Consider the following 24,462-nt stretch of genomic DNA (forward strand, 5'->3'; position numbering starts at 1 on the left):
CCGGCTATTCATACTCAGGAGAGCAATATTAATGCAGGTGATACCAGAAAAATGGGAAAACAATCCATTATATGGCGCATTTTTCATATCCATCCTGTCTGCTCTCATTCTGCTTCCCTACTGGTGGCTGGCAGTGCAATGGTCAGCCACTCTGATTCATGATTCACCTACCCGGTTTGCCTTTACTTCAACGACCTTTCTCCTTGTTCTGGCAATTATTGATAGTGCCTTTCTTATCAGGTATTATCAGATTAGACAGAAGAATCAACTCGCCTCAGCAATACTTGAGATTCACAAAGGGGCAGAAAATTACCGGCTGCTGATTGAAAATGCTCCATTTCCAATCACTATTACAAAATTAGATGATAATACCATCCTTGTCATGAATAAAAGAGCAGTCGAACTTTTTTCTGTTGATCCATCAGAGAGAATCGGAAACCCGGTTAGTTTTCAGTTCATCGGACCTGATGACCAGAAGCGGATAAATGAAATTCTTGCCAGCAAAAACCATGTGTCGGGATATGAAATTACCTTTCTTAAGGAAACAGGAGATCGGGTTTACATCTCCCTCTCCGCAGATATAATCGATTATATGGGAGAAAAAGCAGTTTTTGCTGCGTTTGTAGATATTTCAGAACGTGTTGCTCTGGAACAGGAGATTATCAGGAGGGAAGAGAAGTTCTCTGTTGTTTTTCACGAAGTGCCAAACCCGCTCATGATCCTATCGGAAAATGATACCATAATTGATGTGAATCATGGGTTTGAACAGTTTTTCCACATGAGAAAAGAGGATCTCATTTCACTCTCAATTCTGGAAGTGAACTTTCTTACAGACCTTGCTCTTAAGAAACGGCCAAGAGAGTTTGAAGATCAGAATACATGGGAGTATGAAGCAAGCCTTCCTAACGGTGAAAAAAAATTTGTCATGCTTCATTACCGGACCATTCAATATGGTGAAAGTCTGCATACCCTTCTTCTTATTCAGGATATTGATGCAATAAAACGAGGACAAAATGCATTGACACAGGCGAACAATCAATTGCTCATACTGAACAGTGTCACCCGCCATGATATTTTAAACAGAGTTATGGCCGTCATCTCTTATTGTGAGCTGCTGCGACACTCCATACAAAAGGAACCAGATATTACCTGGCTGAATAATATCGAAAAAGCCGGAGACGATATTCAGACACTTATCGAATTCACCCGCCAGTACCAGGATCTTGGGATTCATCCGCCGGTGTGGCAGCGGATTGACAGAATTATGAAAAAGAAGGAAATTCAAACGTTCCTGACCAATATTTCAGTATCTCTGCCTGATGAATCCTATGAAGTATATGCTGATCCTATGTTTGGAAAAGTCCTGTATAATCTCATTGAAAATTCTATCCGTCATGGAGAGAAGGTGACACAGATTGCTTTGTCATATGAAAAAAGAAATTCAGATCTCATTTTGCGATACACCGACAATGGAACAGGAATAGCAGATGAAGACAAGAGTAAAATTTTCACAAAAGGTTTTGGGAAGAATACAGGATTAGGCCTTTTTCTGATACGGGAGATTCTTAGCCTGACCGGGATATCAATTACCGAACATGGGATACACGGAACAGGAGTTATCTTTGATATGCTCATCCCGGCAGGTTCCTATCGAATTTCTGCTACCAATAAGGATCAGTCTTATATATGACTTTACTATCCTCCATTAGGGTATCAGATCGGACATGGATGTTGACATTTGATGACGATATTTCGGTCATGATCATCATAGGAACACAGCATACTGTTCTTTGTGATACACATTTAGGCCCTGATTCTATTCAGGAGATAAATGGCTTTCTTGCATCAATTGATCATCCAGACAACCTGTTCATTTTTAACTCCCATTCTGATTGGGATCATATCTGGGGTAATTGTGCATTTCCGGATTCAATTATTGCAGCACATACAACCTGTCGGAAACGTATGAGCGAACGGAGTGCCTTCGATCTCGTTCGAAACGGGGGAAAAACAAGAGGACCGGTGCAGATTCTCCTCCCCAATCTTACATTTGATTCCAGGCTGTGTCTTGAAAATGATGATATTGAATTCATGCATGCTCCCGGTCATACCATTGACTCATCCGTCTGTCTTGATCGTAAGGGAGAAATCCTCTATGTAGGAGACCTGGTTGAAGATCCCATACCCTATATCGATTATGACCGGATCGATGGATATATAAAAACTCTTGAATCGCTTGTATCATCATCTATACAAGTCTTCATCTCATCACATTCGGGGATAATTACCCGGGACCTCATCAGATCGAATATCTCTTATCTCAATGCAGTTCTCACCGGGAAGGAGGTTGATATGAGTTCATTCGGAGTATATAAAGCAGTTCATCAGGCAAATCTCAATACACTCATCATTTTCAGATATGAGGCACTAGCACGGGAGATACTCGGGGATACATTTTCATTTGAGACATTCTGGTCCGGCATTCCAGACCAGGAAGGATCAGATCAGGAGTCGCTGGAGAATTTTCTAAATGAATATCTCCATGAAATCCGAAAAAGAAAGGGATTCCCGTAGCTTGTTTATTTCCATATTTTGGTTATTCCTGCAGAGATAATTTCATCGGTATGTACCTCATCATCTTTGATTGATAGGAGTTCAACTATGCCATTCAGTATCTGCTGGGTCATTACGAGATGATAATGTACCGGGTGATCGGTAAGCAGTCCTTCCCCGATAGCCCGGGTATAGATATCATGCATCCATTTGAATTCGTCAAATGCCTGGCTCTGGACTCTCTCACTGATGTTGGGTGAATGATGAAACTGCATTAAAAACCGTGCTTTTTCTGGATTCTCAATGGCCCAGTGTATATACCGGATAAATCCGCGTTCAAGAAGGGTTTTCACCGGCAGGGAAGCATCATCAGTGCCCCTGACAACATCACCCATCTCTTTTTTTATCGTGAGATATAACTCATCAATGATCGTATTTTTGTCAGGAAAATAATGGAATAATGTCCCGGTCGATATCTGTGCTTCTTTACTTATCTGTGATGTCGGTGTTGCATGAAACCCCTGGGTTGTGAAGAGATGGAGAGCAGCCTTTAGGATACGTTCTCGTTTATCAGAGCCAGAGACATTCTTCTGGTCAGATGAATCGTATTGAGCCATTCACAACACCAAAACGATGGGATTAGTCTTCATCATTAACCTGTGAAGAAAACATCCGCTTCGCAATAATGAGAACACATTTTGTGATCCAGTTATCCATCGTCTTTGCAACGGTTTTCATCTCACCAGGTATATTGATGTGCTGAGGACATGCCTGGACACATTTTCCACATTGCCTGCACAATGACGCATTAGCAGAAGTTCCCATGCCACCCATCAGTTGCATCCCATAAAATCCCCGAGTAATCATCTTATTACCGAGCATGTGGTATTGGTTATAGAAGTAAAAACACTGAGGTATGTTGACGCCGAATGGACAGGGCATACAATATGAACACCCAGTACAGGGAATTTTCATGAGTCGTGAATATACCGCTTTTACCTTTTCTATCGTCTCCAGATCGTTCAAATTGAGATAATCGGGTACGGCTTTTTCACAGGTCGCAAGATTCTCGGCAAGATGTCGTTCATCATTTAGTCCTGACAGTACCACGGTCACGTCGGGATGATTCCATACCCAGGAAAGGGCCCATTCAGCCGCTGTCCTGTTCAAGCCTGACTCATTGTAAATCCGGGAAACCTCTATTGGCAGGTTCTGTGCAAGCATCCCACCCCGAAGCGGTTCCATGACAATAATGGCGATATTTTTTGAGGCAGCATATCTGAGCCCCTCAGTTCCTGCCTGATTTTCCTCATCCAGGATATTATATTGGATCTGACAGAAAGTCCAGTCATATGCATCAATAATCTCTTTGAACGTCTTTCGGTCACCATGAAATGAAAACCCGATATTGATAATCTTCCCGGATTTTTTTGCTTCTTCCAAAAAATCCATGACACCAAGATCCAGAAGTTTTTTCCAGATTCCGGCATTTAACGAGTGAAGGAGATAATAATCGATATAATCAGTCTGAAGGCGTTTTAATTGAATTGACAGGATTTTATCCATATCCTCTCGGGTATGGACATTCCAGGGAGGAAGTTTCGTGGCTATCCGTACCTTTTCCCGATATTTATCTTTGAGAATTCTCCCCAGGACTTTTTCACTCTCACCACCATGATAGGGGAAAGCGGTATCAATATAATTCACCCCGTTATCGATTGCATTCCTGATAAGCCGGGTGGTTCTCTCTTCATCAATCCGGCCTCGTTTTGTCGGGAGTCTCATTGCCCCGAATCCGAGCGCTGAAAGGCTATCACCATTTTTTGAAACAGTACGGTATTGCATGGTTGACCTCATAGTATTTGACTGACTGGTTAGTCTAGACTGATTAGTCAGTTAAATTATATAGGTCATCCGGTCATGTATACTGATCAGCTACATCCTTAAATAATACCAGTTCTATCTGGTAGTACGGGGTGGACTCATGGACAATCGCAAGAGGGAAAACGCATTTTCAGGGCTTGAGGCAGCAATTGTCATGATTGCCTTTGTTGTTGCTGCTGCAGTTTTCGGGTACAGCATGATCAGTACCGGAATGTTTGCAACGCAGAAAGTCCAGGAAGTCACCTATGCAAGGATAAAACAGAGTGCATCAGTAGCGATAACAGACGGCCTTATTCGTGGACATTATAATGAAGGGCAGGGAGGCCTGATATCACTTACATTTTCGATATCCGTTCCTGAAACCGGAGAAGCATAGACCTGTCAAAAATGGTCTATTACTATGTCAGAGGAAATGAAGGGGGCAATCCAGTACCACTCAATTATGTCCGAATTCCGGGATAATTGAATCAGGAGAGAACACCAGAGTCAGACTTAATTTACAAGGTGCAGGACTTGCCGGGCCCCTTGCCGTTGGCTCTTTCACTCTTGAAATTAAGCCGCCGGTTGGTGCATCAACATTATTACAACGAAAACTTCCTTCCGGGTATAATGGTGGGTATATCTCTTGATTTATCCACCCCTTATCACAACCCGAGATTGAACAATCGGATGTATAATGTATACCCCAAACCAATGAGATATTGTGGGATAATCAACGCATTTTCCTGCACTCTATGACATACAAAACCCGGTCTTAACTTCGGTCAGGATCAATGGCGATTATGCAGAGATCATCTATGAAGATGATGGAACAGGCATTGCTCCTGAAGAAGAAACCAGAATATTTGACCAGAATTATGGGAAGAATACAGGGAATGGATTGTTTTTAATCAGGGAGATCCTGTCTATCACCGAAATAACAATTGAAGAGACTGGTGTGTACGGAAAGGGAGTCAGATTTGTAATGATAATACCACCTCGCGGATTTCAAATCAGAGGATAATCCGACCGATGGCAGAGGATCTGTTCTTATCTTATTGTAAAAATAGAGATTTGAGTATTACCGGATTGTAAACTCAACATATTCCAGTTCTTTCTCATTCTTTGGATCCCAGATATTGGAGAGAGTAGTACTTGGATAGGCTTTCTTTTTTATTACATCCCATCCATTTGGCATGACCGTCCCTGGACGTTCTATCTCCATTGATGCATCATAGACATTCATGTGATATTTTCCCTTCTGGAAGGGGACCTTTTTCACCTTTTCATTGATTTCAACATTAAAAGTCACTTTTCCTGAAGGGTCCTTCTTTACCGGAACAATGACCAGAGCATAATCATCAGGAATATCGACAGTCTGATATGCCTGAGTTCCATCCGGATTGAATCGTACCATGTTTATCCCGGTTTGGTTTGCTGAATCACCTGATGAAGCCAACTCCTTGAATCGGACTTTTCCGGCATTATCTTCTTTTGCATATGCAACCAGATTGTCCCAGAACTCTTTTGGGAAGATCTCAATTCCGATCTTTTTGACTTTGTCAATTGTCGTTGTTCCGCTGATGTTAAATTTTTCTCCGGCGGCAAGGGAGCCAATGGGATCCACGGAGATATTTGCCTCTGCACAAGCAAATCCGGTCATACCAATGATGACCATGGCAATTATGATGAATTGTTTAAGAAACATGGATTTATCACCTGTTTCATGTGATAACATACCGTTGTGTTTTTCGGTAAACCTGAACTCTATAAGAATCAGTTCTGTTTCCATAAGGGGTTTCTTATCTTATGAAAAATGTCATTTGTTATTAAACCTCCCACAACTTCCGTACCAGTAACGGTAAGTAAAACTGGGATGATAAATAAAACCCGTTCATCAGTAAAGATATCCCATTCAAACTCATCAAATACAAGTCAGGTTGTGATAAAACCAAAACCAGCCCCTATACTCAGAAGAAAACGATTACAAATCTGAAAAAGTGCATAGACTCAATAGTCATATATATGCAATAAAAATTTGTACAATTGAGGGGAGAAATCGGTATGAAAAAGGGATTATCTCCCAGAACTTACCGTTGCAGATCCCCGCTGCAGAGCGATCTTTCCGGTCCTGACTAATTCGAGAACTCCGTATGGTTTGAGGAGATCTTCAATTGCAGCAATTTTTCCACTATCTCCCGTCACTTCGACAACCAGCGTATCACTTCCGACATCGATGATCTTTGCTCTGAATATCCCTGCAATCTGCATTACTTCAGAACGAGCTTCACCAGGCCCTGCCCTGACTTTAATCAAAGCCAGTTCTCGTTCCACATGCTCTGATTCGGATACATCAAGAACTTTAATAACCTCTATCAGCTTGTTGAGCTGCTTTTTCACCTGTTCAATCTGGACATCATTTCCCGTGACAACAATGGTGATCCGGCTGGTATCAGGCTGCTCACAATGACCAACTGCCAGGCTTTCGATATTAAAACCCCGTCGTGAGAAGAGACCGGTAACCCGTGAGAGAACACCCGGACTATCCTCTACAAGGACACTGAATATATGTGCAGTCATGTTAGTTCTCCTCATGCTCGGCATGGTGGCCGACAATCATCTCACTGATATTTGCCCCTGCAGGAACCATGGGGAACACATTCTCTTCCCGTTCAACCCTGACATCAAGAACATACGGCCCGGGATGAGCAAGTGCGGTTCTTATGGCTGCTTCCACATCAGAAGCATTCCTGACCGTAGCAGCCTCTATTCCGTAAGCTTTTGCTATTCGTTCAAAGTGAACTTCCGGTAGTTCGGTGTATGAATACCGACGCTCATAGAAGAGCTGCTGCCACTGCCTGACCATGCCAAGGAACTGATTATTGAGGACGATTACTTTTACCGGGATGTTGTACTGTGCCACCGTCCCCAGTTCCTGGATGTTCATCTGGAATGAACCGTCACCGGCAAGGACGAAAACCGGCTGATCCGGGCAGGCAAAATGAACCCCCATTGAAGCTGGAAACCCATAGCCCATGGTCCCAAGGCCACCTGAGCTGATCCACTGACGTGGCCGGGTAAACTTAAACCACTGAGCGGTCCACATCTGGTTCTGCCCAACTTCGCTGACAATAATTCCTTTTTCGCCTAATATATCAGCCAGAGTCTTGATTACAAACTGGGGATACAGTTTCCCATCAGACCGGTATCTGAGTGGATGATTCTTCTTCCACATCGCAACTTTTTCAGACCATTCAGGATGCGGGCATGACTCAGGAATCTTTTTGAGAATATCAGAAAGAACACTCTTTGCATCTCCGACGATGGGAACATCCGGCTGTTTATTCTTCCCGATCTCGGCGGGGTCAATATCTATATGAATAATCTTTGCCTGTGGTGCAAAAGCCTCTATCTTTCCGGTTACGCGGTCATCAAACCTGACTCCGATGGAGAAGAGCAGATCTGATTCGGTGATGGCATAATTTGCATACTCAGTCCCATGCATCCCAAGCATACCAAGGTTGAGCGGATGATCTGTCGGTATACACCCCAGACCCATCAAGGTAGTAGTGACCGGCATGCACATCTTCTCAGCAAGGGCGACGAGCTCTGCAGATGCATTGGATGAGATGACACCACCCCCGGCATAGATGACCGGTCGTTTTGCCTGAAGCAGGAGATCTACTGCCCGCTGGATCATCTTGCTGTGACCCTGGTACTTGGGTTTGTATCCCCTGAGTCGTGGCTGCTCATCCGGGCCGTCTACATCCGGTACCATCGAAGTGCATACATCTTTTGGAAGATCGATGAGAACCGGCCCTTTCCGTCCGGTACTTGCAATATGAAATGCCTCCCGGATGATGCGTCTCAGGTCACGTGCGTCAGTTACCAGGTAATTATGCTTGGTAACCGGCATAGTAATCCCGGTAATATCAGACTCCTGAAAGGCGTCATTTCCCAGGAGTGATGTCGGGACCTGGCCGGTAATTGCAACCACCGGTATTGAGTCCATGTATGCGGTGGCAAGACCGGTGACCAAATTACAGGCACCGGGACCAGATGTTGCAAGACAGACCCCGGTCTTCCCGCTGGCCCGTGCATACCCGTCTGCAGCATGAATAGCGGCCTGCTCATGACGAACGAGGATATGGCGAATATCTGCATCATAGAGTTCGTCATAAATCGGAAGAACAACACCACCCGGATACCCGAAGATGATGTCAACTCCCTGTTCTTTTAAACCTTCAATCAGTATTTGTGCTCCGCTTTTCATGATATTCCCTCAGCAGACGGTTCATCCCGGTGATGACCGCCTCCACGCTGGCCTGAATAATGTCGGTTCTGGCTCCGCGTGATGTTATGGTTTGTCCATCTTTTCTCAGTTTTACGGTAACTTCTACCATTGCATCTGTTCCACCGGTGACCGCATCGACATGATACTCTTCAAGTCTGATATCCCCGGCTACAGCTACTGACTGCTGCAATACCCGCAATGCTGCATCCACCGGTCCGTCACCGGTTGCTGCACCAGTCACTTCCTTTCCGTTCACCTGCATCGTAACAGAGGCTGTCGGAATTACATTCGTCCCTGAAACCACGGTATACTGCTTGAGCGAGATGACCGGCCTGCATTCAAGAAGCATGACAGCATCAGCAATTGCCATAACATCAGTATCGGTGACTCTTCTCCCTTCATCTCCAAGCGCCTTGATACGCTTTACCATCTCCTCAAGTTGTCGTGGATTTGGTGAGTACCCAAGTTCAGTCAGGGCCGCCTTTACCGAAGCTGAACCAGAATGCTTACCCAGAACAATCCGCCGGGTTCTTCCGACAAGTTCTGGTGCTATCGGTTCATATGTCCTTGAATCACGGAAGAGCCCATGAGCATGAATACCACTCTCATGGGTAAACGCCATTGTACCGACGATCGGTTTGTTGGTTGCAAACGGGACTCCGGTCAGCCGTGATACCAGAGTTGACAAGGGGTATATCTTCCGGGTTTCAATTCCCGTATCAACCTTGTACAAATGCTCTAGTGCCATGACCACCTCTTCAAGGGGAGTATTCCCCGCCCGTTCACCAAGACCATTTACGGTCACATGACAGCAGCTTGCCCCGGCCTTGAGTGCGGCAAGTGTGTTTGCAAGGGCCAGACCAAGGTCATTATGACAATGGATACTCAGTGGTGCAAGACAGAGTGGCGGAATGATCTCCGCGGTAGCCTCAGGTGTCAGCACCCCGACCGTATCACAAAAACAAAGCCGGTCAGCTCCATGCTCAATGCCTGCTGCATACAGGGATCTGAGAAACTCCATATCCGCCCGGGATGCATCTTCACCGGAGAGTTCCACAATAAGACCACGCTCTTTGGCATATTCAACAGCATTCATCGCCATCGAAAAGACCTGCTCCCGTGTCTTCTGCATCTTCCGCTCAATATGCAGATCTGAAACCGGCACTACCAGGTGAACTGAATCTGCCCCTGCATCTGCAGCACAATCAATATCCTGTGGTAAAGCCCGGACATAGGTGCAGCATTCAGCAGACAGACCTGCCTGTGCGATAAGGCGGATGGCTTCCCGTTCTCCCTCTGATGCAACCGCAGACCCTGCTTCAATGACGTGAACTCCGATATCCGATAATGCCGTGGCTATCTCAACTTTATCTGCAGGAGAGAGAGAGACGCCAGGAGTCTGTTCACCGTCACGAAGCGTTGTATCCAGGAATCGAAACTTTTTATCGCGCAATAAAACAATCACTCATAGGATGTCACTCCCAAATCTATGTCGTCGTCAGAATGCATATAAATTTTCCATGAAAATGGTGTATGTTTTAAATATTGGTGCAAAAAAGTAAGAAATATGGTGCACCCTCGGCCCAAAAATCTGTCAGCCGAAGATTATGATAGCAGATTTACCTGGCTTTAGCCTGAACCCGGGGCTCAATCAAAGTCCATATCCAGTCAGCCATCTCGCGGATGTTCTTTGTCTGGATATATACCTCACCAGGACCGGTGATATCGGTAACCAGAAACTCGCCACTAAGCAGAGTCTCTTTCCATCCGCCAAATTTCGTAACCTGGTACTGGCAGGTATCACTAAAGGCAACCAGGTGGAAGTTATCAACAATCAGCCGCTCTCCAGGTGCAAGCACATGCTTGTCGATGGCTCCAAAGGTATTGATGAAGAGCAGACCCTGACCTGAAACTTTGATCATAAACAGACCCTGACCAAAGAGCCCCTTGGTAAATCCCTGCCATTCAACATCCAGATTGACATCTTTTTCAGATGCCAGGTACGCCGCCTTCTGAATGATATATCCCTTCCCCGGAGCAACCTGCATTGTGTCAACGTCACCGAGTGGTGCTGCTGAAAATCCCGCTTTTCCGGAGGCATTGGTAGCAGTAAAATCATTCACAAAGAATGACTGTCCTCCTATGAGGGCCATCCCAATCGACCCAAGGAGACCTTTTTTCCTCATGCGGGTATGAACTTCGATGGTTGGCTGCATCCAGCTCATAGAACCGGCTTCTGCGGTGACTGACTCCCCTGGCGCCAGGGTCACTTCAAGCATCGCATATGATGGCTTATACTTGATCTCATACTCCATAGTAATCCTGTATGATGACCTTGATGTATGATACGATAAGTACTCTGATCCCATCCCCCTTATACAGTGGTGCAAATAGTGCGCGACAATGCACCACACCTCGGGTGCAGAATATCCGGGGCCCTAGATATACTCGGATGAAAGGAAAAAAGATATCACGTCCACCCAAATGATTGTAAAGAGAACATTACCAGAGGCTATCATGTTAGAGAAATATTATGACAAGGATGCCGATATGTCTGCAATCTCCTCTAAAACGATCGCAGTCATCGGATATGGATCACAAGGAAGAGGACAGGCATTGAACCTCAAGGACAGCGGATTGAAGGTAATCATCGGACTCCGGCCGGGTAAGAGCTGGGATCTGGCCAAAAGTGAAGGCTTTGAAGTGATGGACGTTGCTAATGCCGCAAAGAAAGCCGATATAATCCAGATCCTCATTCCGGATGAACAACAGGGCGCAGTATACAAGACTCAGATTGCACAGGGACTTACCAAGGGTAAGACTCTTATGTTCTCTCACGGATTTAACATCCATTTTGGTCAGATTGTCCCCCCGGCAGATGTGGACGTTATCATGGTAGCACCAAAAGGACCCGGACATATGGTTCGCCGGACCTATACCGAAGGAAAGGGAGTTCCTGCACTTATCGCAATTCATCAGGATGTCTCAGGAAATGGTAAAAAAACCGCCCTTGCTTATGCAAAAGGTATCGGAGCAACCCGTGCGGTGGTCTTTGAGACCAGCTTCCGTGAGGAGACCGAGACAGATCTCTTTGGAGAACAGGCTGTCCTGTGTGGTGGGATGACATCGCTTATCAAGGCAGGATTTGAGACTTTGGTGGAAGCAGGATATGCTCCTGAAATGGCATATCTTGAAGTGCTGCACGAGACCAAGCTTATTGTTGATCTCATCTATGAAGGCGGGTTTACCAAGATGCGGAACTCCATATCAAACACCGCACAGTTTGGAGACCTGACCCGCGGACCCAGGGTTATCGGACAGGAATCATACCTTGCCATGCAGGAGATCCTTGAGGAGATCCAGACCGGCGCTTTTGCAAAAGAATGGATGCTTGAGAATATGGTAAACCGCCCGGTATTTAACGCTCTTACCCGTGCTGATGAAGAGCATCTGATTGAAGAGGTCGGAAAAGAGATCAGGGCGACCATGCCCCAGTTTAAAGACCTGAAGTAATTCGAAAATAAGGTATTGGATACTATCTTATCTTTTTTCCGGGAGACAGAGATGGTAAAACCGCTCGATATCCGGGAGTATATCTGATGCCCGTTTCCGAATCGATCTGACACTGTCATCCCGCTGGTTCATCCCACAGTGTGCAAGATTATTTCGAAGATCAGAAATTCTGGTCCATATCAGTACCATCTCTTTCCAGTCATCATACCGGATCAAATCATCCGAATACCGGGTTTTCTCATAGGGCCGGTTTTGCATGGCAAGAGATCCACCAGTCAGGGTCCGTGAGACTTCATGACGGATATCCGCATCTCTCCAGTCAGCATCAAGATTCATCCGGATCATGAGCAACGTTATCAGAACTTCCCTGCCAAGCGTGACGGCCTGAAGAAACAATCCCTTATCGAGCTGAAACCCGATCAGTCGGATCTGTTTTCTGACATACTCGCCCATGTTTCGCGCCATTTCCGGCTCTGCGGCCAGGTCTGAAAGATCCCGTGTCGCTGCAAGGACAGGGATAAGGGAGGGAGCAAAACGAAGTAGTTCTTCATTTATTCCATCAATGTCATGAATGGCACCGGATGCTGCATACAACGCATCAACCGGACGGGCCAGTCTGACCGCATCACTAAACTGCCACAAAAGACTTGCCCAGCTTGTAAGTCTGACGGGAGGCTCAGGATGTTCGCCTGACCGGTGAATATTCCCCTGAAGATCTTTTACGAGTGAATACATCGGCTCTGCATCAACATAGTTCGTAACTGCCTTTACTCCGGCAATCCAGTCCAGAATGCCCATCATCGGTTTCAAATCGACAAATCGGCAAAATCCATCATCTCCTGTGACTGGTGCATATATCACTCCTGCTATGGTGACATGGCAGACAGACTGGAGATATGAGGCTGCAAGGAATGTCATGAATGGAAGGGAATGGCACCCGGCGGTGATGTCAAAGAGAACCACTTCTTTATCTTTTACAGCACCACAGATCGTGCTGAATATCTCCCAGAGCTGGGGCTCATCGGTCCCGAATGGTATCCAGAGCTTCTGAATCGGGATATTACGCCCCTCTAAATCAGATGCTATCCCTGCCGCAGAGGGATCAGAGAGACAGATGATGATTTCATCAGGCCCATACAGGTGAAATATCGCTTCCTGAACCAGTTCTGTTTCAATGCAGACAGTATCCCTGCAATATCGTTTTTTTATGAACCGCCCCGGACCCGCGAAGGAGATACATCGCATCTGATTCATTCATTTGTATACAGGCCTATATGTACTTGAAGACACTACACAGCCGGTCCATGAAAATTGCATTTGTCTATGATGTCCTGTACCCGGAGACTATCGGCGGGGTTGAAAAACGTATTTTCGAGATTGGAACAAGACTTGCAGAGCGAGGACATGAAGTTCATCTTTTTCCCATGTTCGATGGATCTGATGTGAGCATAATAAATCGGGATGGGCTCATCATCCATCCGGTATGTCGGCCGATGGGATTGTACACCGGCGGGCGGCGATCGATCATTCAGGCACTCAGGTATTCCTTTCACCTGTTTCCTGTCCTTTTAAAAATGAAAGTAGACATCATCGATTGTCAGAATTTTCCCTATTTTCCCGTGATAGTATCCCGCTTGATCGGGTTTTTAAAAAAGGAAAAGTGTATCATTACCTGGCATGAGGCATGGGGGGCATACTGGTACCAGTACCTTGGACTATCCGGAATTGGAGGCCGGGTGATTGAAAAGATTGCACTTCTCCTTTCCAGTTCATCCATTGCAGTATCACATCATACCGCAGACCGGATGAGAGATGAAGGGTATTATGGAATTCCGGAGATCATCCCGAACGGTATACCCCTGCAGGAAATCCGGGCTATAAACCCAGCGGATAAGACTACCGACATTATCTTCATTGGCAGGTTTATCCCGGAAAAGCATCCAGAACTGGTGGTAGAAGCGGTCCGGGTTCTTATCAGGGACTACCATGATCTCACCTGTACCATGATCGGAGATGGTCCGATGATGACCAGAATAGTGGAGATGATACATGATTATGGCTTATCTGAAAACATTCACCTGCCCGGGTTTGTGAGTGATTACCAGGAAGTGATCAGACTGATGAAAGCCGCCCGTGTGTTTGTGCTGCCAAGTGAACGGGAGGGTTTTGGGATCGTATGTGTTGAAGCGATGGCATGCGGACTTCCCATTGTCACGACACAATATCCGTTGAATGCCGCACTCGATCATGTTCTCCCGGGGTGCGGGTATTGTGCACGAGCTTGTGCAGATGACATTGCAACGGGTATACGAATGTTCCTCACACAATCTCCGGATGTACCCCTGTTAAATGAATATGCAAAAAATCATGACTGGGACCGGATAACCAGTTCAGTTGAAGAGACATATTATCGGGTGGCTGATGAAAACCTACGAAGCCGGAAGATATGATCTTATAAAACCAGGGTTGAATACTATCATGGAAGAAGTAAAATTCTCACTGAAAGGACATGAAATAACCGGATATGTCATTCCTATCGGTGACGTAAATCTTGTTTTTGCCCGGACATCACAGGGTCTTGTCGGGTGTGGTGCCATTGATGTCATCGCTCTTGAAAAATTTAAGATACCTGCAGTAAAAGTTCGTCCGTCTTCAGGCGACTCGATCAGGAACATCGATGATCTCCTGAACGGCAAAGTTGCAGTTATCAACACTTTTGCTCAAAAATCGGGTGTTATGCAGGATATGAGTGGTGAAGAAGCACTCAAGACCCTCATGTAATTTTTGCAATATCGTACATAAGGCACTTATTTATGGGAGAATGAGAGAATGAAGAGTATGTTTTCCCACATTCTTATAGGAGTGGATGGCTCAAAAGAGAGCTTTCGGGCACTGAGTTATGCGATGACTCTTGCAAAGCAGTTTAACGGAACATGTGATGTCATGTATTCCATTCCTCCCCGGGTATATGCAGAGCTGGCCGAGCGTGAGGTAAAAATTGAAGAGCCTAGTGGTGATGTGAAATTTATCAGTATGCTTCAGCAGGAAGAGAATCATATCCGGGATCTTGTTCAGGATATTGCAGCAAAAGAAGGACTGACCATTGGATTTCATACCCGCGTTGGTGATCCGGTTGATGCCATGATAGAATATGTGTCGACATCCGGAGTTGATCTCATTGTTGTCGGATCATCAGGAAAAGGGATGGCAGATCGGTTAATTCTTGGGAGTGTCAGCACCGGCATCGTTCATAAAAGTCCTGTTCCGGTCCTGGTTACAAAACCGGAAGCCTGAAAAACTTTTTTGCCCTTTTCAGGGCCTGTTGTCATAGATATTACTGTTGATTTTTGCGATAAATACTGACCAGAGTGGTGTTAAGACGATTAATGCCAGCCAGCCGATGATCGGAATCATCGCAAGACCGGATACGATGAGGAACAGGACGGTCATCAGTATCCAGACGATAATCCACATGATGATGTAGCCTCCCCATCCGATTCCATCAGAGATTTGTCGTGTGATAGCACCGATACTGAATGCATCCAGAATTCTTCCGGATCTGGAAAAATGAACATATGCCATATTCATGATGAGGGTAATCAGAAGAAATACCAGAAATGCAAGGAGGATGCCGATACTCCCGACCATAAGACCGGCAAGGTGTGTGATCTTTCCTTCGGAGAAAAGGCCAGCCAGAGCAGATATGACCCCGATTGCACCAAATGCTATCGCAACAATAAATGCCGGTATCAGGTAGAGAATGGTTACAATGTTCATCTTCCAGCCGTCGATGAATAATTTTCCATACTCATCAATTTCAGGGGCGATGTCATCCGGATTTGCATACACACGAACAAGGTACCCACTTACCAGAGGCACGATGTTTATGGTGATTATCTGGATAATGGATAGAATGACGAGAACAATCCATCGTTTCCAGTGATCGATAAGGCCGGTTTTAACGTAATCAGATGCATTCGTAATAATTGCGGAATACGATGCCATGATACAAAGTACATTTTTGAAGGTAAAAGAGTATTTATAGTAAATTTTCTGATCCGGTGCTATTATGAGGGATATATGAGCATGAGAAAATATCAATGGCATTCCAGGTATGCCATGAACCTGTCAATGAACGTAAATTGGGTTTTTTGATTGGATTTTGGGAGATATGCTGATTCAGGGTGTATCAGAAATACAAAAATCACATTTCATATTGTTTCTGAAAAAGAAAAGGGAACCTTTTGAGATTTTTTTACCTTACCCACACATAATAAATCGCATCAGTTCATATAACCAAATTTTTGAGAGACATAGAAATATTCTCATTATAATTACCGAACAATTTGAACATTCGATTCATTCAATTTTTTCGGTAACAAAACATAGGATTGCTTAAAATAATATTAATAATTGAGACTATATGGGCCAGGCATCAGAGATTCGGTATTTGTATGATCTGAATGGAAATAGGACAGATGTTGTTATTCCAATATGAGCATGGAGTGAGGATATTGCACAGATTATTATGGGAAAAATTACAAATAAGGAGAAATTCGATCCTGCAGATTATATTGGAATTGTGCATTATACTGGTTCATCTGAGGATCTTGATAAAGAGGTCAAACAGCTTAGAAATGAATGGGAAAGGCTATGAGATATTTTATCGATTCAAATATCATCATTTATTTTATTACCGGTTCTGCATCCGATGAGGTGCTTATGACTATTAAGAAAATACTGATATCCTCATTTTTTACCTCAATAATTAGCAGGATAGAAGTTTTAGGATGGAATAAACATACCGAAAAGAGTTACAGAATGACTCATGACCTCCTTTTAGTACTGTGATTCCAGTTGATGAAGCGGTTGCAAATCACGCCATTCATATTCGACAAAATTCGAATATCAAACTTCCTGATGCTGTAATTGCTGCCACAGCCATGAACCTGTCAGCGACACTGGTAACAAGGAATTACAAAGATTTTACATCAGTTAAAGGGATAGAGATAATGAACCCCTTTGAATCTCTATGAATATTTACTAAATATTTTACCACTATTTATTTATAAAATACTATTTCGTATACAAAAAACATTAGATTTCAATCATATAAGCCCATAAAAAACAACAATCAAATACCATGCTAGAGCGAAATTATTTAATTGTTATTATCATTTCAGGTATTGAAAAGATGAGATAAAAGAATTATTCCGGATTAACCGGAATATCACAGGTATTCAGGATCGTAAAAGAAATTACACGTACAATGACCAGCCTGCTCAAGCTCATGCACATGATACACACAGGGACAGATGATAGCCTTATCTTTCTCCTTATCCCCGGACCTGATGCGACAGGGACAATATCGTTCTCCATGCTTTTCAGAATTCCGGGATAGCCCTTTTATCACGGCATTTGTCTGCTTTTCATCAGGGTTCAGGACCCATCCGTGCGATCGGGAATACTCCAGAGCCCAACTTCTTATTTCTTCTTCAGTTTCTGCCACAGGATCTCCCATGTAAGTGTCAACTCACACAGACTTCAATATAATGGACCATAAGGTAAAAAACTTTTTATAGACACACTTTAACCAGGGAATCAGATCATTCTCATATCTTCGAGAAAAGAGATTTGTCAGGGTATGGTTCATCTTAGTAGGATACCCAGACTGTTATACTCCGGAATCCGGAATTATCCGTTTGAGAACATTCCGGTACGCGGCAATGACATCGCCCTTGTCAAACCGGTACACATCCTTATCAAATGACTCTCCGGTTTTTTTGTCCCAAAGCCGCATGGAATCCATGCTGATCTCATCACCAAGGTAGATAGTGCCGTCTGCCTTTCCAAACTCAAGCTTAAAGTCGACAAGTCTGATACCACACTCATCAAAGAACCGGGTAAGGACCTTGTTTACATGTAAGGCCATCTCCTTAACCTTTCGGAGTTCATCAGCAGTCAGAATGTGCAGAACCTCAATAAGATCATCATTGATCATTGGATCGCCGCGCTCATCATCTTTATAATCAATAGTGACCACCGGGCGATCCAGCACCATTCCTTCCTTAACCGGATATTTCTTGGTCATGGAACCGGCAGCAACATTCCGGACAATGACCTCAAGCGGGATCATCTCCAGTCGACGGACGATCATAGTATCAGGTGCAGACATCCGGATATGATGAGTTGGAATTCCTTCGGCCTCAAGCATCTTCATGAAGAATTCCGACGCCGTTGCATTAAGTCTTCCCTTGTCAGTAAACTGGTCATGCTTGACCCCGTTAAAGGCGGTCATATCATTTCGAAAGACAACAATCAGTTCATCAGGATTCTCACTGGCATAAACTGATTTTGCTTTCCCCTCATACAGGGGTTTTGCCGGTATCACGGATGTACCTCTCATATGTATTGTGTTCTCAAGGCTGATGATACAATCCCTGAGCCGTGGGTGATACCACCCTCTCCGTATATATTCAGGATAAATACAGAGCCGTTCTTTAAGCGTGTACCCTTTCGTTAAGGCCGCAAGTTCATCAAAAGCCGGCCAGGGATGCTCAGGATTTACATAGTCAATCGTCACCGGGGAGATGCCACCAAGGTCTGTTACCCCACAAGGGAGGATTTGTGCAGCGTCGGCAAGATTTGGAGGGATTTGAATGGCAATATCAGAAGGAAGGATCTCTTTCGCCATCCGGACCGTCTCCTGCATATCACGAAGGGTTGCTCCAGGAAATGCACTCATATCAGTACCTGGCTTTGGGCAGAAGTTCTGAATGATGATCTCCTGGATATGGCCATATTTTCGGTGAAGACCGGCGATTACCTCTAATGATTCCCGCCGGTCTGACCGGGTTTCACCAATTCCAAGTAAAATGCCGGTAGTGAACGGTATTTTAAGTCTGCCGGCATCCTCAATCATGGCGATACGCCGTGCAGGTTCTTTCCCCGGGCAGTTCCGGTGCGCTGGGATGTCGGCGGTGGTCTCAAGCATAAGTCCCATACTGGCATTGACATCAGCAAGGTAGCTCATCTCGTCAGCAGTCATGATCCCGGCATTGGTATGCGGAAGAAGACCGAGACGGAGCGCCTCTTCTGCCATTGCATGACAGTATTCCAGGATCGAACCGAAACCATACTGCTCAAGGAAAGGCATAAAACCTGCCACCTCTTCAGGATGCTCACCAAAGGTAAAGAGGGCCTCTGTGCATCCGGCCTCTGCCCCGCGCCTCAGTACCCGTATGACCTCGTCAGGTGAAAGAACACAACCTTCTCCAGGCGGGCGACGGAATATACAGTACCCGCAGATATTTCTGCAGACAAAGGTGAGTGGCACAAAAACATTCCGCGAATATGTAATTACCGGTGACATGATACCACAGCTTTGTGCATGAGATCCTTATGGTGGTTTTGAACCTGCAGGGATATGCCGATCCTTATTTCCATTCCTGATGGTAACGTTTGTTTCAGAGATGCGGATACCTGTTGTCATTCCCTATAAGCCCATTCAGCCCAAGACCCGGCTCTCCTGTATTCTGACCGATGAAGAACGGGAAGATTTTGCTTTCATGATGCTTCGGGATGTGGTTAATGCCGTAAAAAATGCAGGCTGTTCTCCCCTCATCCTTGCAACCGCACCGGTCGAACTTGACGATGTGCCGGTCAGAATACTGGAAGAAGGTCTCAATGAAACAATAAATGGGTTTTGCGAAGGAAATGATGAGCCTCTGGCAATTGTCATGGCAGATCTTGCTCTTGCAGACCGTTCAGCAATCCTTACCCTTCTCACATCAGGAGGTGATCTTGCTATTGCTCCAGGTCGGGGAGGGGGAACCAATGCAATTTATGTACGATCTGCGAAAATGTTCCAGGCCCAGTATTATGGCATGAGCTATGAGAAGCATGTCAGATATGGAACTGATGCTGGTCTGATGGTTAAGATCATCGATTCATTCAGACTCTATTGTGATATTGATGAGCAAGATGATCTCATCGAGGTGTTCATCCATAATACCGGATATTCGCGGGAATGGCTTATCAGTCATGGATTTGAGATCGCTATGAAAAAGAGTAGAATCGGAGTGAAAAGACCTGGGTATGAGTAAACATCCCGTCTATTTCGGAGCGGGCAGCATAAGTTTGGTATCTTTGTTATAAATCATCGGGATATTCATTCCCTGACATTCGATGATCATCACTTCAACCAGGATAAATGCCTTAGCCTCACCCCTGAGACACCCGGTGAGTACCTGATCTCGTCTTCCTGCAGAGATGTGGAGGTGTATGGCAGGACCATCATCTCCGGTTCTGATAAAACCGGTCCCGATCAGTTCGTGAGCCAGAACAACTGATTCTGAGTGAGGTATTGGAGGGAGATGATCAACTTCAGGGCCGGTTACCAGCTTTGCGTTCTTTACTGCCCCAATGAAGTGGATGATACCTGCCTTGATCTCATGTTCCCTGACAAATGCGTTCATTGTCTGTATCGGATCTTCACCATGCTCTATATGGAGGTAAAAGATCCTTCCACAGGTTCCGGATGTATATTTCATCGATAATTATTTTTCATGAGACGATTTTAGTTCACTGGTTTATCAGAAAGGATCATTTTTCCTGCATGATGACGTCATCATGATACTCCCGTCTGGTATAGGAGTACTTGTCTGATATCCCACCCTGGAGGACGATATAATACCACTCATACAGGGTGTTCCAAAACCCGAACTCATGATACCTGCGGAAATCAAACCCGACCTTCATATCCGGAGCAAATTTTACTTTTCCCATCTTCCGCATCCGGACAGCAATTTCCAGGTCATCTCCAGCGTCCATTATCCGGTACATTCCTGCCTTAAGAAGAGCATCTTTCCTGAAAGCAGTATTGCATCCAAGTGTATAATAATACAGTTTTGAATGAGCTCCGAATTTTATAAGGCCATTAAACAGGAGTGCATATCGTTTATTAATATCATTTTTCTCAATCGGTGTGACAGGCCCAAAGGAGAGAACTACACGAGGATCAGACAAAGACCTGACAGCATGCTCAACCCAGTCCGGTGCAACAATACTATCTGCATCGGTCGTCGCAACCAGGTTGGAACGGGCACGAAGAAACCCATCATTTCTTGCCCCTGCAACCCGTTCAGACTCCTGAACAAAGACCATATCAGCATAATCCTCGGCAATATCATATGTTTTATCATGCGAACCCCCATCTACAACGATTATTTCATATTCATCACGCGGGATGGTCTGATGAGATAATGCTTCAAGGCTTCTTTTTATTCTTTTCTCTTCATTATATGCAGGAATTACGACGGATATCATGATATCATATGCATGTAAGGATATGAATGCTCCAGTATTATCTTATACTGCTACTCTCTTACATAGAAGGTTTATTCAGAAACCGTATTCATGACACATCCGGATGTTGTCCGGAAGGAGAATGATGTGAAGATTTCATCCCGTGGATTGTTTGCAATATCACTTATATTCAGTTTATCGGTCATTTTCATTGTATTTGGAGCAACGTTCACCGAAGAGACTATTCAATATATTCTCTCATTTAACCTAATCTTCCTTATTCTGGCCATCGGTTTTCGTATCCTGGCCCTGGCGCTCTGGGGGCTTCGGATAGTCCTCATGTCCCGATCTCTCGGGTATCATGTAGGGTTTTTCTACTCTCTGAACATGGTTCTTGCAGGATTGCTGGCCGGAACAATAACCCCCGGTCAGGCTGGAGGAGAGCCGGTCAGGGTCCATGAACTCTATCGGACCGGAGTAAAGGTAGGAGATGCGACTGCTGTCGTCATCATGGAGCGGGTACTGGACGGTATCGTTCTGACTGGCATGGGAGTTATCATCATGTTCATGACACGAGAGATCTGGAGCACATTCAGCACAAGTCTTATTATCCTCATCATCGCCGCCTGGGTCTTTCTACTCAGCTTTCTTTTCATTCCCTTCCTTGCCATGCGGTACCCGGTCCCCATGAAATGTCTTATTCTCCGTCTTGTATCGTGGATTACTGAAAAATTATCGCATACACGGCTTTCATCGTCAAAGATCTGTGCCTGTGCAGATACAGAGATTGATAACTTTTTTACGTGCTTTTCACGGTTTGCAGGACCGGCACGATGGGGCCTTCTTATCGGAGGAAGTGCAACAGCATTTTTCTGGGTGACTGAATTTATGGTTGCATCTGTTATTCTGATGGGTCTCGGATTGGACCCATATATTATCCTCTCCTTTTTCTTTCAGATTCTCATTGCCATCATCATGATGATCCCGACCACTCCAGGATCATCAGGTATTACCGAACTCTCCACCAGTTCTCTGTATGCATTGATTGTTCCGGCAGGAATGCTCGGAATTTTTGTCCTGCTCTGGCGATTTGTGACGTTTTACCTGAATATTATCCTGGGAGTTATTGCAGGGATGTGTATTGTTCACCGGGAGATATCCTGCAGAACAGAATATTCAAAAGAGATTACCCCTGACAAACCACAACCATAGGATCAAAAGAGGTGACGAAGAGGATTAAATACGGTTTACTGCTGCTGTTACTGGTCCGGTGCATTGTGGTTTTGGATATGCCACCTTTTCCCACCGGTCCAGAACCTCTGAACCCTCTATGAACGCAAGGTCATGACGTTTTGCATATCGTATTGCATCTTCTTTAGAGAGAGCATATCCTGAATCATCATCAAGCATTTCGCAGATGGTGATACTTGGGATAATACCAGACATCTCTGCCATGGCAATCGACAGTTCGGTCTGACCATGACGCTGGGACAAGAGATGTTCAGCCGCGATGAGAACCGGCATATGACCCGGAGTTCTGAAATGTTCCTTGAATGATGAAGGCTCTCCATTCATGACTGCCTGAACTACTTCAGCAAGTGCATTTACAGTTTTCGTCCGGTCCCGGTCGGTAATCCCGGTGAAGGTATCCCTATGGTTGACCCAGAGCGAGAACGAGGAATTATTGGACGGATCATAGGGGATATCTCCCAGTTTTTCAACCATGGCACAGTTTCGGAGGACTTCACGGGCAAATGGAAGACCTAGTTTCTTAGCTGCCTGGAAGGGTATTGCCGTGCAGATAAGTCCGCCGGCATCATTTCGCATCCGGCAGATGTCGCGGGGAGTTATCATATCAGACCGCATGGCAAAATCGGTCTCTCGTTCACGGTCATCAAAGTCATACAGCAGGACCATCTCACCCTGCCTGAGTGCAGTAAATGCGTCTTTTGTCATAATGTCACCTCAATTGTTACTTCATCGCCATCTTTTAAAGAAAATCGTTTTCGAAGGCCTTCAGGAGAGACAACTTCGATAAGTTCTTCAGGATAATGGGTCCGCCCGGGAATGATAATGCCACAGGGAACGTCCCTGATAAAACAGGGAAGACACCTGACATCTCCAAATGTCCGTCCTTCTGACTCAAATCCCTGCACGACCTTCCACTCTGCACTTGAAAGACGCTTCCTCTGAAGGGTTGCTCCAGGAAGAAGGCGGATATTCAAAGTACCGGGAAATGGGGTAAACCCAAGGATTCTCTGGAACTGATCAGCGTAGGGTTGAAGGCTCATATAATACGCCCCCTCTCCAAGACCGGACTGAACGGTTCCATTCAGCATCAGAGATTTTTCCTGCCGGCCAAACAGGCGGTAGTAATCACAGTATTCCTGACGGAGAGCATCTTCGCCGCCATGTGTTATGGTCACCTGTTGTCCGTCAGTTCCCAAAGTCCGGCTGATAAAACCCTGCTGCTCAAGCGAGCGTAATCTTCGGGATGCCGTCTGAGGACTGAATCCAAGTTCAGAACCAAGGCTTATCGTTTTGAGGAAAACCGGAGTGTTCAGACCGCCCATGAGGGCGATCCGTTTCAGACATTCCAGATCCTCCGGAGTAACCATGATATCATATGTGAGATGGATCCTATTAATGTGTTTCCATATATGGAGAGGATATCATAAGTGATATGATCCAGGTATTGATTCCGGAGTTCCAACCAGACTACATATCACACATCCCTTCATATATCACCATGAACATGAGTACTATGAAATTCTCATCTGCCATCTCTGTCATTGGTGAAGTCACAGCGAATGTCACTAAAAACCAGAGGTAATTGCCAGTTCAGTGAACACGACTATCTCATTTGCTACCATGCCCGCAGTTAATTCACCACCATATACTTGCAACCGATGTGGCTATTGCTGCAGTTACAT

At 45.1% G+C, this 24,462-nt stretch carries 28 protein-coding genes; 13 read left to right on the forward strand and 15 right to left on the reverse strand.

From position 1 onward, the window contains the following. Positions 1-31 precede the first annotated feature (31 nt). Positions 32-1,690, forward strand: a complete 1,659-nt coding sequence (locus MHUN_RS17325) for a PAS domain S-box protein (RefSeq protein WP_011448257.1) — start codon at positions 32-34, stop codon at positions 1,688-1,690. A gap of 38 nt (positions 1,691-1,728) precedes the next feature. Then, entirely contained in the window at positions 1,729-2,574 is an 846-nt protein-coding gene (locus MHUN_RS06500; protein WP_052288826.1) for an MBL fold metallo-hydrolase, read from the forward strand. A 5-nt stretch (positions 2,575-2,579) separates the two neighbouring features. Here the strand turns inward: MHUN_RS06500 and MHUN_RS17330 are convergent, their stop codons facing one another. Then, on the reverse strand, positions 2,580-3,170 hold the full coding sequence (locus tag MHUN_RS17330; protein WP_011448259.1) for a TetR/AcrR family transcriptional regulator: 591 nt from the start codon (positions 3,168-3,170) through the stop codon (positions 2,580-2,582). 22 nt (positions 3,171-3,192) lie between these two features. Then, on the reverse strand, positions 3,193-4,398 hold the full coding sequence (locus MHUN_RS06510) for an aldo/keto reductase (RefSeq protein WP_011448260.1): 1,206 nt from the start codon (positions 4,396-4,398) through the stop codon (positions 3,193-3,195). A gap of 139 nt (positions 4,399-4,537) precedes the next feature. Here MHUN_RS06510 and MHUN_RS06515 point away from each other — a divergent pair, with 139 nt between their 5' ends. Further along, positions 4,538-4,813, forward strand: coding sequence for a flagellin (flaB1-1) (locus MHUN_RS06515; protein ID WP_011448261.1), 276 nt, complete (start codon positions 4,538-4,540; stop codon positions 4,811-4,813). A 441-nt stretch (positions 4,814-5,254) separates the two neighbouring features. After that, on the forward strand, positions 5,255-5,440 hold the full coding sequence (locus MHUN_RS19875; RefSeq protein ID WP_338040856.1) for a hypothetical protein: 186 nt from the start codon (positions 5,255-5,257) through the stop codon (positions 5,438-5,440). Between the two features lie 57 nt (positions 5,441-5,497). On the opposite strand, the gene MHUN_RS06520 is transcribed toward MHUN_RS19875, so the two are convergent. The 5 genes from MHUN_RS06520 to MHUN_RS06540 form a co-directional block, all read right to left on the reverse strand. Next, positions 5,498-6,124 (reverse strand): hypothetical protein, encoded by a 627-nt coding sequence (locus tag MHUN_RS06520; protein ID WP_143709389.1) that lies wholly within the window; start codon positions 6,122-6,124, stop codon positions 5,498-5,500. 368 nt (positions 6,125-6,492) lie between these two features. Continuing rightward, positions 6,493-6,996 (reverse strand): acetolactate synthase small subunit, encoded by a 504-nt coding sequence (gene ilvN / locus MHUN_RS06525; RefSeq protein ID WP_011448263.1) that lies wholly within the window; start codon positions 6,994-6,996, stop codon positions 6,493-6,495. 1 nt (position 6,997) lies between these two features. After that, the gene (gene ilvB, locus MHUN_RS06530) at positions 6,998-8,689 is read right to left on the reverse strand and encodes a biosynthetic-type acetolactate synthase large subunit (RefSeq protein WP_011448264.1); all 1,692 of its coding nucleotides are present in this window, start codon (positions 8,687-8,689) and stop codon (positions 6,998-7,000) included. After that, positions 8,661-10,175 (reverse strand): 2-isopropylmalate synthase, encoded by a 1,515-nt coding sequence (locus tag MHUN_RS06535; RefSeq protein ID WP_011448265.1) that lies wholly within the window; start codon positions 10,173-10,175, stop codon positions 8,661-8,663. Before MHUN_RS06535 ends, ilvB begins: the two co-directional genes overlap by 29 nt. Before the next feature lie 154 nt (positions 10,176-10,329). After that, entirely contained in the window at positions 10,330-11,025 is a 696-nt protein-coding gene (locus tag MHUN_RS06540; protein ID WP_011448266.1) for a TIGR00266 family protein, read from the reverse strand. 202 nt (positions 11,026-11,227) lie between these two features. Between MHUN_RS06540 and ilvC the strand changes: the two genes are divergently transcribed. Next, complete coding sequence (gene ilvC / locus MHUN_RS06545; RefSeq protein ID WP_011448267.1) at positions 11,228-12,223, forward strand: ketol-acid reductoisomerase; 996 nt, start codon at positions 11,228-11,230, stop codon at positions 12,221-12,223. A gap of 27 nt (positions 12,224-12,250) precedes the next feature. Here ilvC and MHUN_RS06550 read toward each other — a convergent pair whose 3' ends face one another. Next, entirely contained in the window at positions 12,251-13,477 is a 1,227-nt protein-coding gene (locus MHUN_RS06550; RefSeq protein WP_011448268.1) for a TM1812 family CRISPR-associated protein, read from the reverse strand. A gap of 50 nt (positions 13,478-13,527) precedes the next feature. On the opposite strand from MHUN_RS06550, the gene MHUN_RS06555 reads away from it, so the two are divergent. Genes MHUN_RS06555 through MHUN_RS06565 form a run of 3 tightly spaced genes read left to right on the forward strand, consistent with a single transcriptional unit; the run spans position 13,528 to position 15,517 of the window. After that, positions 13,528-14,673 carry a glycosyltransferase family 4 protein gene (locus tag MHUN_RS06555; protein ID WP_048067336.1) on the forward strand — a complete coding sequence of 382 codons (1,146 nt, stop codon included), beginning with the start codon at positions 13,528-13,530 and terminating at the stop codon, positions 14,671-14,673. Beyond that, the gene (locus tag MHUN_RS06560) at positions 14,645-15,004 is read left to right on the forward strand and encodes a YunC family protein (protein WP_239441581.1); all 360 of its coding nucleotides are present in this window, start codon (positions 14,645-14,647) and stop codon (positions 15,002-15,004) included. The genes MHUN_RS06555 and MHUN_RS06560 overlap by 29 nt, the downstream gene beginning before the upstream one ends. A gap of 57 nt (positions 15,005-15,061) precedes the next feature. Then, complete coding sequence (locus tag MHUN_RS06565; RefSeq protein WP_158498178.1) at positions 15,062-15,517, forward strand: universal stress protein; 456 nt, start codon at positions 15,062-15,064, stop codon at positions 15,515-15,517. Between the two features lie 18 nt (positions 15,518-15,535). On the opposite strand, the gene MHUN_RS06570 is transcribed toward MHUN_RS06565, so the two are convergent. Beyond that, positions 15,536-16,228, reverse strand: a complete 693-nt coding sequence (locus tag MHUN_RS06570) for a DUF4013 domain-containing protein (RefSeq protein WP_158498179.1) — start codon at positions 16,226-16,228, stop codon at positions 15,536-15,538. Between the two features lie 523 nt (positions 16,229-16,751). On the opposite strand from MHUN_RS06570, the gene MHUN_RS19725 reads away from it, so the two are divergent. Together MHUN_RS19725 and MHUN_RS19965 are read left to right on the forward strand one after the other, a co-directional pair. Then, a complete protein-coding gene (locus MHUN_RS19725) occupies positions 16,752-16,880 on the forward strand; it encodes a hypothetical protein (protein ID WP_275039204.1) in 129 nt (42 codons plus the stop codon). A 190-nt stretch (positions 16,881-17,070) separates the two neighbouring features. Next, on the forward strand, positions 17,071-17,259 hold the full coding sequence (locus MHUN_RS19965; RefSeq protein WP_052288828.1) for a PIN domain-containing protein: 189 nt from the start codon (positions 17,071-17,073) through the stop codon (positions 17,257-17,259). 194 nt (positions 17,260-17,453) lie between these two features. Here MHUN_RS19965 and MHUN_RS06580 read toward each other — a convergent pair whose 3' ends face one another. Further along, a complete protein-coding gene (locus tag MHUN_RS06580; protein ID WP_011448273.1) occupies positions 17,454-17,744 on the reverse strand; it encodes a ferredoxin-thioredoxin reductase catalytic domain-containing protein in 291 nt (96 codons plus the stop codon). 153 nt (positions 17,745-17,897) lie between these two features. Continuing rightward, positions 17,898-19,595 (reverse strand): 7,8-didemethyl-8-hydroxy-5-deazariboflavin synthase CofG, encoded by a 1,698-nt coding sequence (gene cofG, locus MHUN_RS19970; protein WP_011448274.1) that lies wholly within the window; start codon positions 19,593-19,595, stop codon positions 17,898-17,900. A 79-nt stretch (positions 19,596-19,674) separates the two neighbouring features. Here cofG and cofC point away from each other — a divergent pair, with 79 nt between their 5' ends. Next, entirely contained in the window at positions 19,675-20,328 is a 654-nt protein-coding gene (gene cofC, locus MHUN_RS06590) for a 2-phospho-L-lactate guanylyltransferase (RefSeq protein WP_011448275.1), read from the forward strand. Positions 20,329-20,337: 9 nt separating this feature from the next. On the opposite strand, the gene MHUN_RS06595 is transcribed toward cofC, so the two are convergent. Further along, positions 20,338-20,775: a PPC domain-containing DNA-binding protein gene (locus tag MHUN_RS06595; RefSeq protein ID WP_011448276.1), complete on the reverse strand. Its 438-nt coding sequence runs from the start codon at positions 20,773-20,775 to the stop codon at positions 20,338-20,340. 52 nt (positions 20,776-20,827) lie between these two features. After that, positions 20,828-21,550, reverse strand: a complete 723-nt coding sequence (locus MHUN_RS06600; protein ID WP_011448277.1) for a glycosyltransferase — start codon at positions 21,548-21,550, stop codon at positions 20,828-20,830. Between the two features lie 90 nt (positions 21,551-21,640). Here MHUN_RS06600 and MHUN_RS06605 point away from each other — a divergent pair, with 90 nt between their 5' ends. Beyond that, positions 21,641-22,741 (forward strand): lysylphosphatidylglycerol synthase transmembrane domain-containing protein, encoded by a 1,101-nt coding sequence (locus tag MHUN_RS06605; RefSeq protein ID WP_011448278.1) that lies wholly within the window; start codon positions 21,641-21,643, stop codon positions 22,739-22,741. A gap of 24 nt (positions 22,742-22,765) precedes the next feature. Here the strand turns inward: MHUN_RS06605 and ribB are convergent, their stop codons facing one another. Further along, the gene (gene ribB, locus MHUN_RS06610) at positions 22,766-23,485 is read right to left on the reverse strand and encodes a 3,4-dihydroxy-2-butanone-4-phosphate synthase (RefSeq protein ID WP_011448279.1); all 720 of its coding nucleotides are present in this window, start codon (positions 23,483-23,485) and stop codon (positions 22,766-22,768) included. Beyond that, positions 23,482-24,147: a DUF120 domain-containing protein gene (locus MHUN_RS06615; RefSeq protein WP_011448280.1), complete on the reverse strand. Its 666-nt coding sequence runs from the start codon at positions 24,145-24,147 to the stop codon at positions 23,482-23,484. The genes ribB and MHUN_RS06615 overlap by 4 nt, the downstream gene beginning before the upstream one ends. 65 nt (positions 24,148-24,212) lie before the next feature. Here MHUN_RS06615 and MHUN_RS18960 point away from each other — a divergent pair, with 65 nt between their 5' ends. Then, a complete protein-coding gene (locus MHUN_RS18960; protein WP_158498180.1) occupies positions 24,213-24,362 on the forward strand; it encodes a hypothetical protein in 150 nt (49 codons plus the stop codon). Positions 24,363-24,462: the final 100 nt, after the last annotated feature.

This window comes from Methanospirillum hungatei JF-1 (assembly GCF_000013445.1).
GTDB lineage: Archaea > Halobacteriota > Methanomicrobia > Methanomicrobiales > Methanospirillaceae > Methanospirillum > Methanospirillum hungatei.

Bases quoted from the DNA above. Each gene is read 5' to 3' on its own strand.
- MHUN_RS17325 (WP_011448257.1), top strand. From the start codon at position 32: ATGCAGGTGATACCAGAAAAATGGGAAAACAATCCATTATATGGCGCA.
- MHUN_RS06500 (WP_052288826.1), top strand. From the start codon at position 1,729: ATGTTGACATTTGATGACGATATTTCGGTCATGATCATCATAGGAACA.
- MHUN_RS17330 (WP_011448259.1), bottom strand. From the start codon at position 3,170: ATGGCTCAATACGATTCATCTGACCAGAAGAATGTCTCTGGCTCTGAT.
- MHUN_RS06510 (WP_011448260.1), bottom strand. From the start codon at position 4,398: ATGCAATACCGTACTGTTTCAAAAAATGGTGATAGCCTTTCAGCGCTC.
- MHUN_RS06515 (WP_011448261.1), top strand. From the start codon at position 4,538: ATGGACAATCGCAAGAGGGAAAACGCATTTTCAGGGCTTGAGGCAGCA.
- MHUN_RS06520 (WP_143709389.1), bottom strand. From the start codon at position 6,124: ATGTTTCTTAAACAATTCATCATAATTGCCATGGTCATCATTGGTATG.
- ilvN (WP_011448263.1), bottom strand. From the start codon at position 6,996: ATGACTGCACATATATTCAGTGTCCTTGTAGAGGATAGTCCGGGTGTT.
- ilvB (WP_011448264.1), bottom strand. From the start codon at position 8,689: ATGAAAAGCGGAGCACAAATACTGATTGAAGGTTTAAAAGAACAGGGA.
- MHUN_RS06540 (WP_011448266.1), bottom strand. From the start codon at position 11,025: ATGGAGTATGAGATCAAGTATAAGCCATCATATGCGATGCTTGAAGTG.
- ilvC (WP_011448267.1), top strand. From the start codon at position 11,228: ATGTTAGAGAAATATTATGACAAGGATGCCGATATGTCTGCAATCTCC.
- MHUN_RS06550 (WP_011448268.1), bottom strand. From the start codon at position 13,477: ATGAATCAGATGCGATGTATCTCCTTCGCGGGTCCGGGGCGGTTCATA.
- MHUN_RS06555 (WP_048067336.1), top strand. From the start codon at position 13,528: ATGAAAATTGCATTTGTCTATGATGTCCTGTACCCGGAGACTATCGGC.
- MHUN_RS06560 (WP_239441581.1), top strand. From the start codon at position 14,645: ATGAAAACCTACGAAGCCGGAAGATATGATCTTATAAAACCAGGGTTG.
- MHUN_RS06565 (WP_158498178.1), top strand. From the start codon at position 15,062: ATGTTTTCCCACATTCTTATAGGAGTGGATGGCTCAAAAGAGAGCTTT.
- MHUN_RS06570 (WP_158498179.1), bottom strand. From the start codon at position 16,228: ATGGCATCGTATTCCGCAATTATTACGAATGCATCTGATTACGTTAAA.
- MHUN_RS19725 (WP_275039204.1), top strand. From the start codon at position 16,752: ATGGGAAAAATTACAAATAAGGAGAAATTCGATCCTGCAGATTATATT.
- MHUN_RS06580 (WP_011448273.1), bottom strand. From the start codon at position 17,744: ATGGGAGATCCTGTGGCAGAAACTGAAGAAGAAATAAGAAGTTGGGCT.
- cofG (WP_011448274.1), bottom strand. From the start codon at position 19,595: ATGTCACCGGTAATTACATATTCGCGGAATGTTTTTGTGCCACTCACC.
- cofC (WP_011448275.1), top strand. From the start codon at position 19,675: ATGGTAACGTTTGTTTCAGAGATGCGGATACCTGTTGTCATTCCCTAT.
- MHUN_RS06595 (WP_011448276.1), bottom strand. From the start codon at position 20,775: ATGAAATATACATCCGGAACCTGTGGAAGGATCTTTTACCTCCATATA.
- MHUN_RS06600 (WP_011448277.1), bottom strand. From the start codon at position 21,550: ATGATATCCGTCGTAATTCCTGCATATAATGAAGAGAAAAGAATAAAA.
- MHUN_RS06605 (WP_011448278.1), top strand. From the start codon at position 21,641: ATGACACATCCGGATGTTGTCCGGAAGGAGAATGATGTGAAGATTTCA.
- ribB (WP_011448279.1), bottom strand. From the start codon at position 23,485: ATGACAAAAGACGCATTTACTGCACTCAGGCAGGGTGAGATGGTCCTG.
- MHUN_RS06615 (WP_011448280.1), bottom strand. From the start codon at position 24,147: ATGGTTACTCCGGAGGATCTGGAATGTCTGAAACGGATCGCCCTCATG.
- MHUN_RS18960 (WP_158498180.1), top strand. From the start codon at position 24,213: ATGATCCAGGTATTGATTCCGGAGTTCCAACCAGACTACATATCACAC.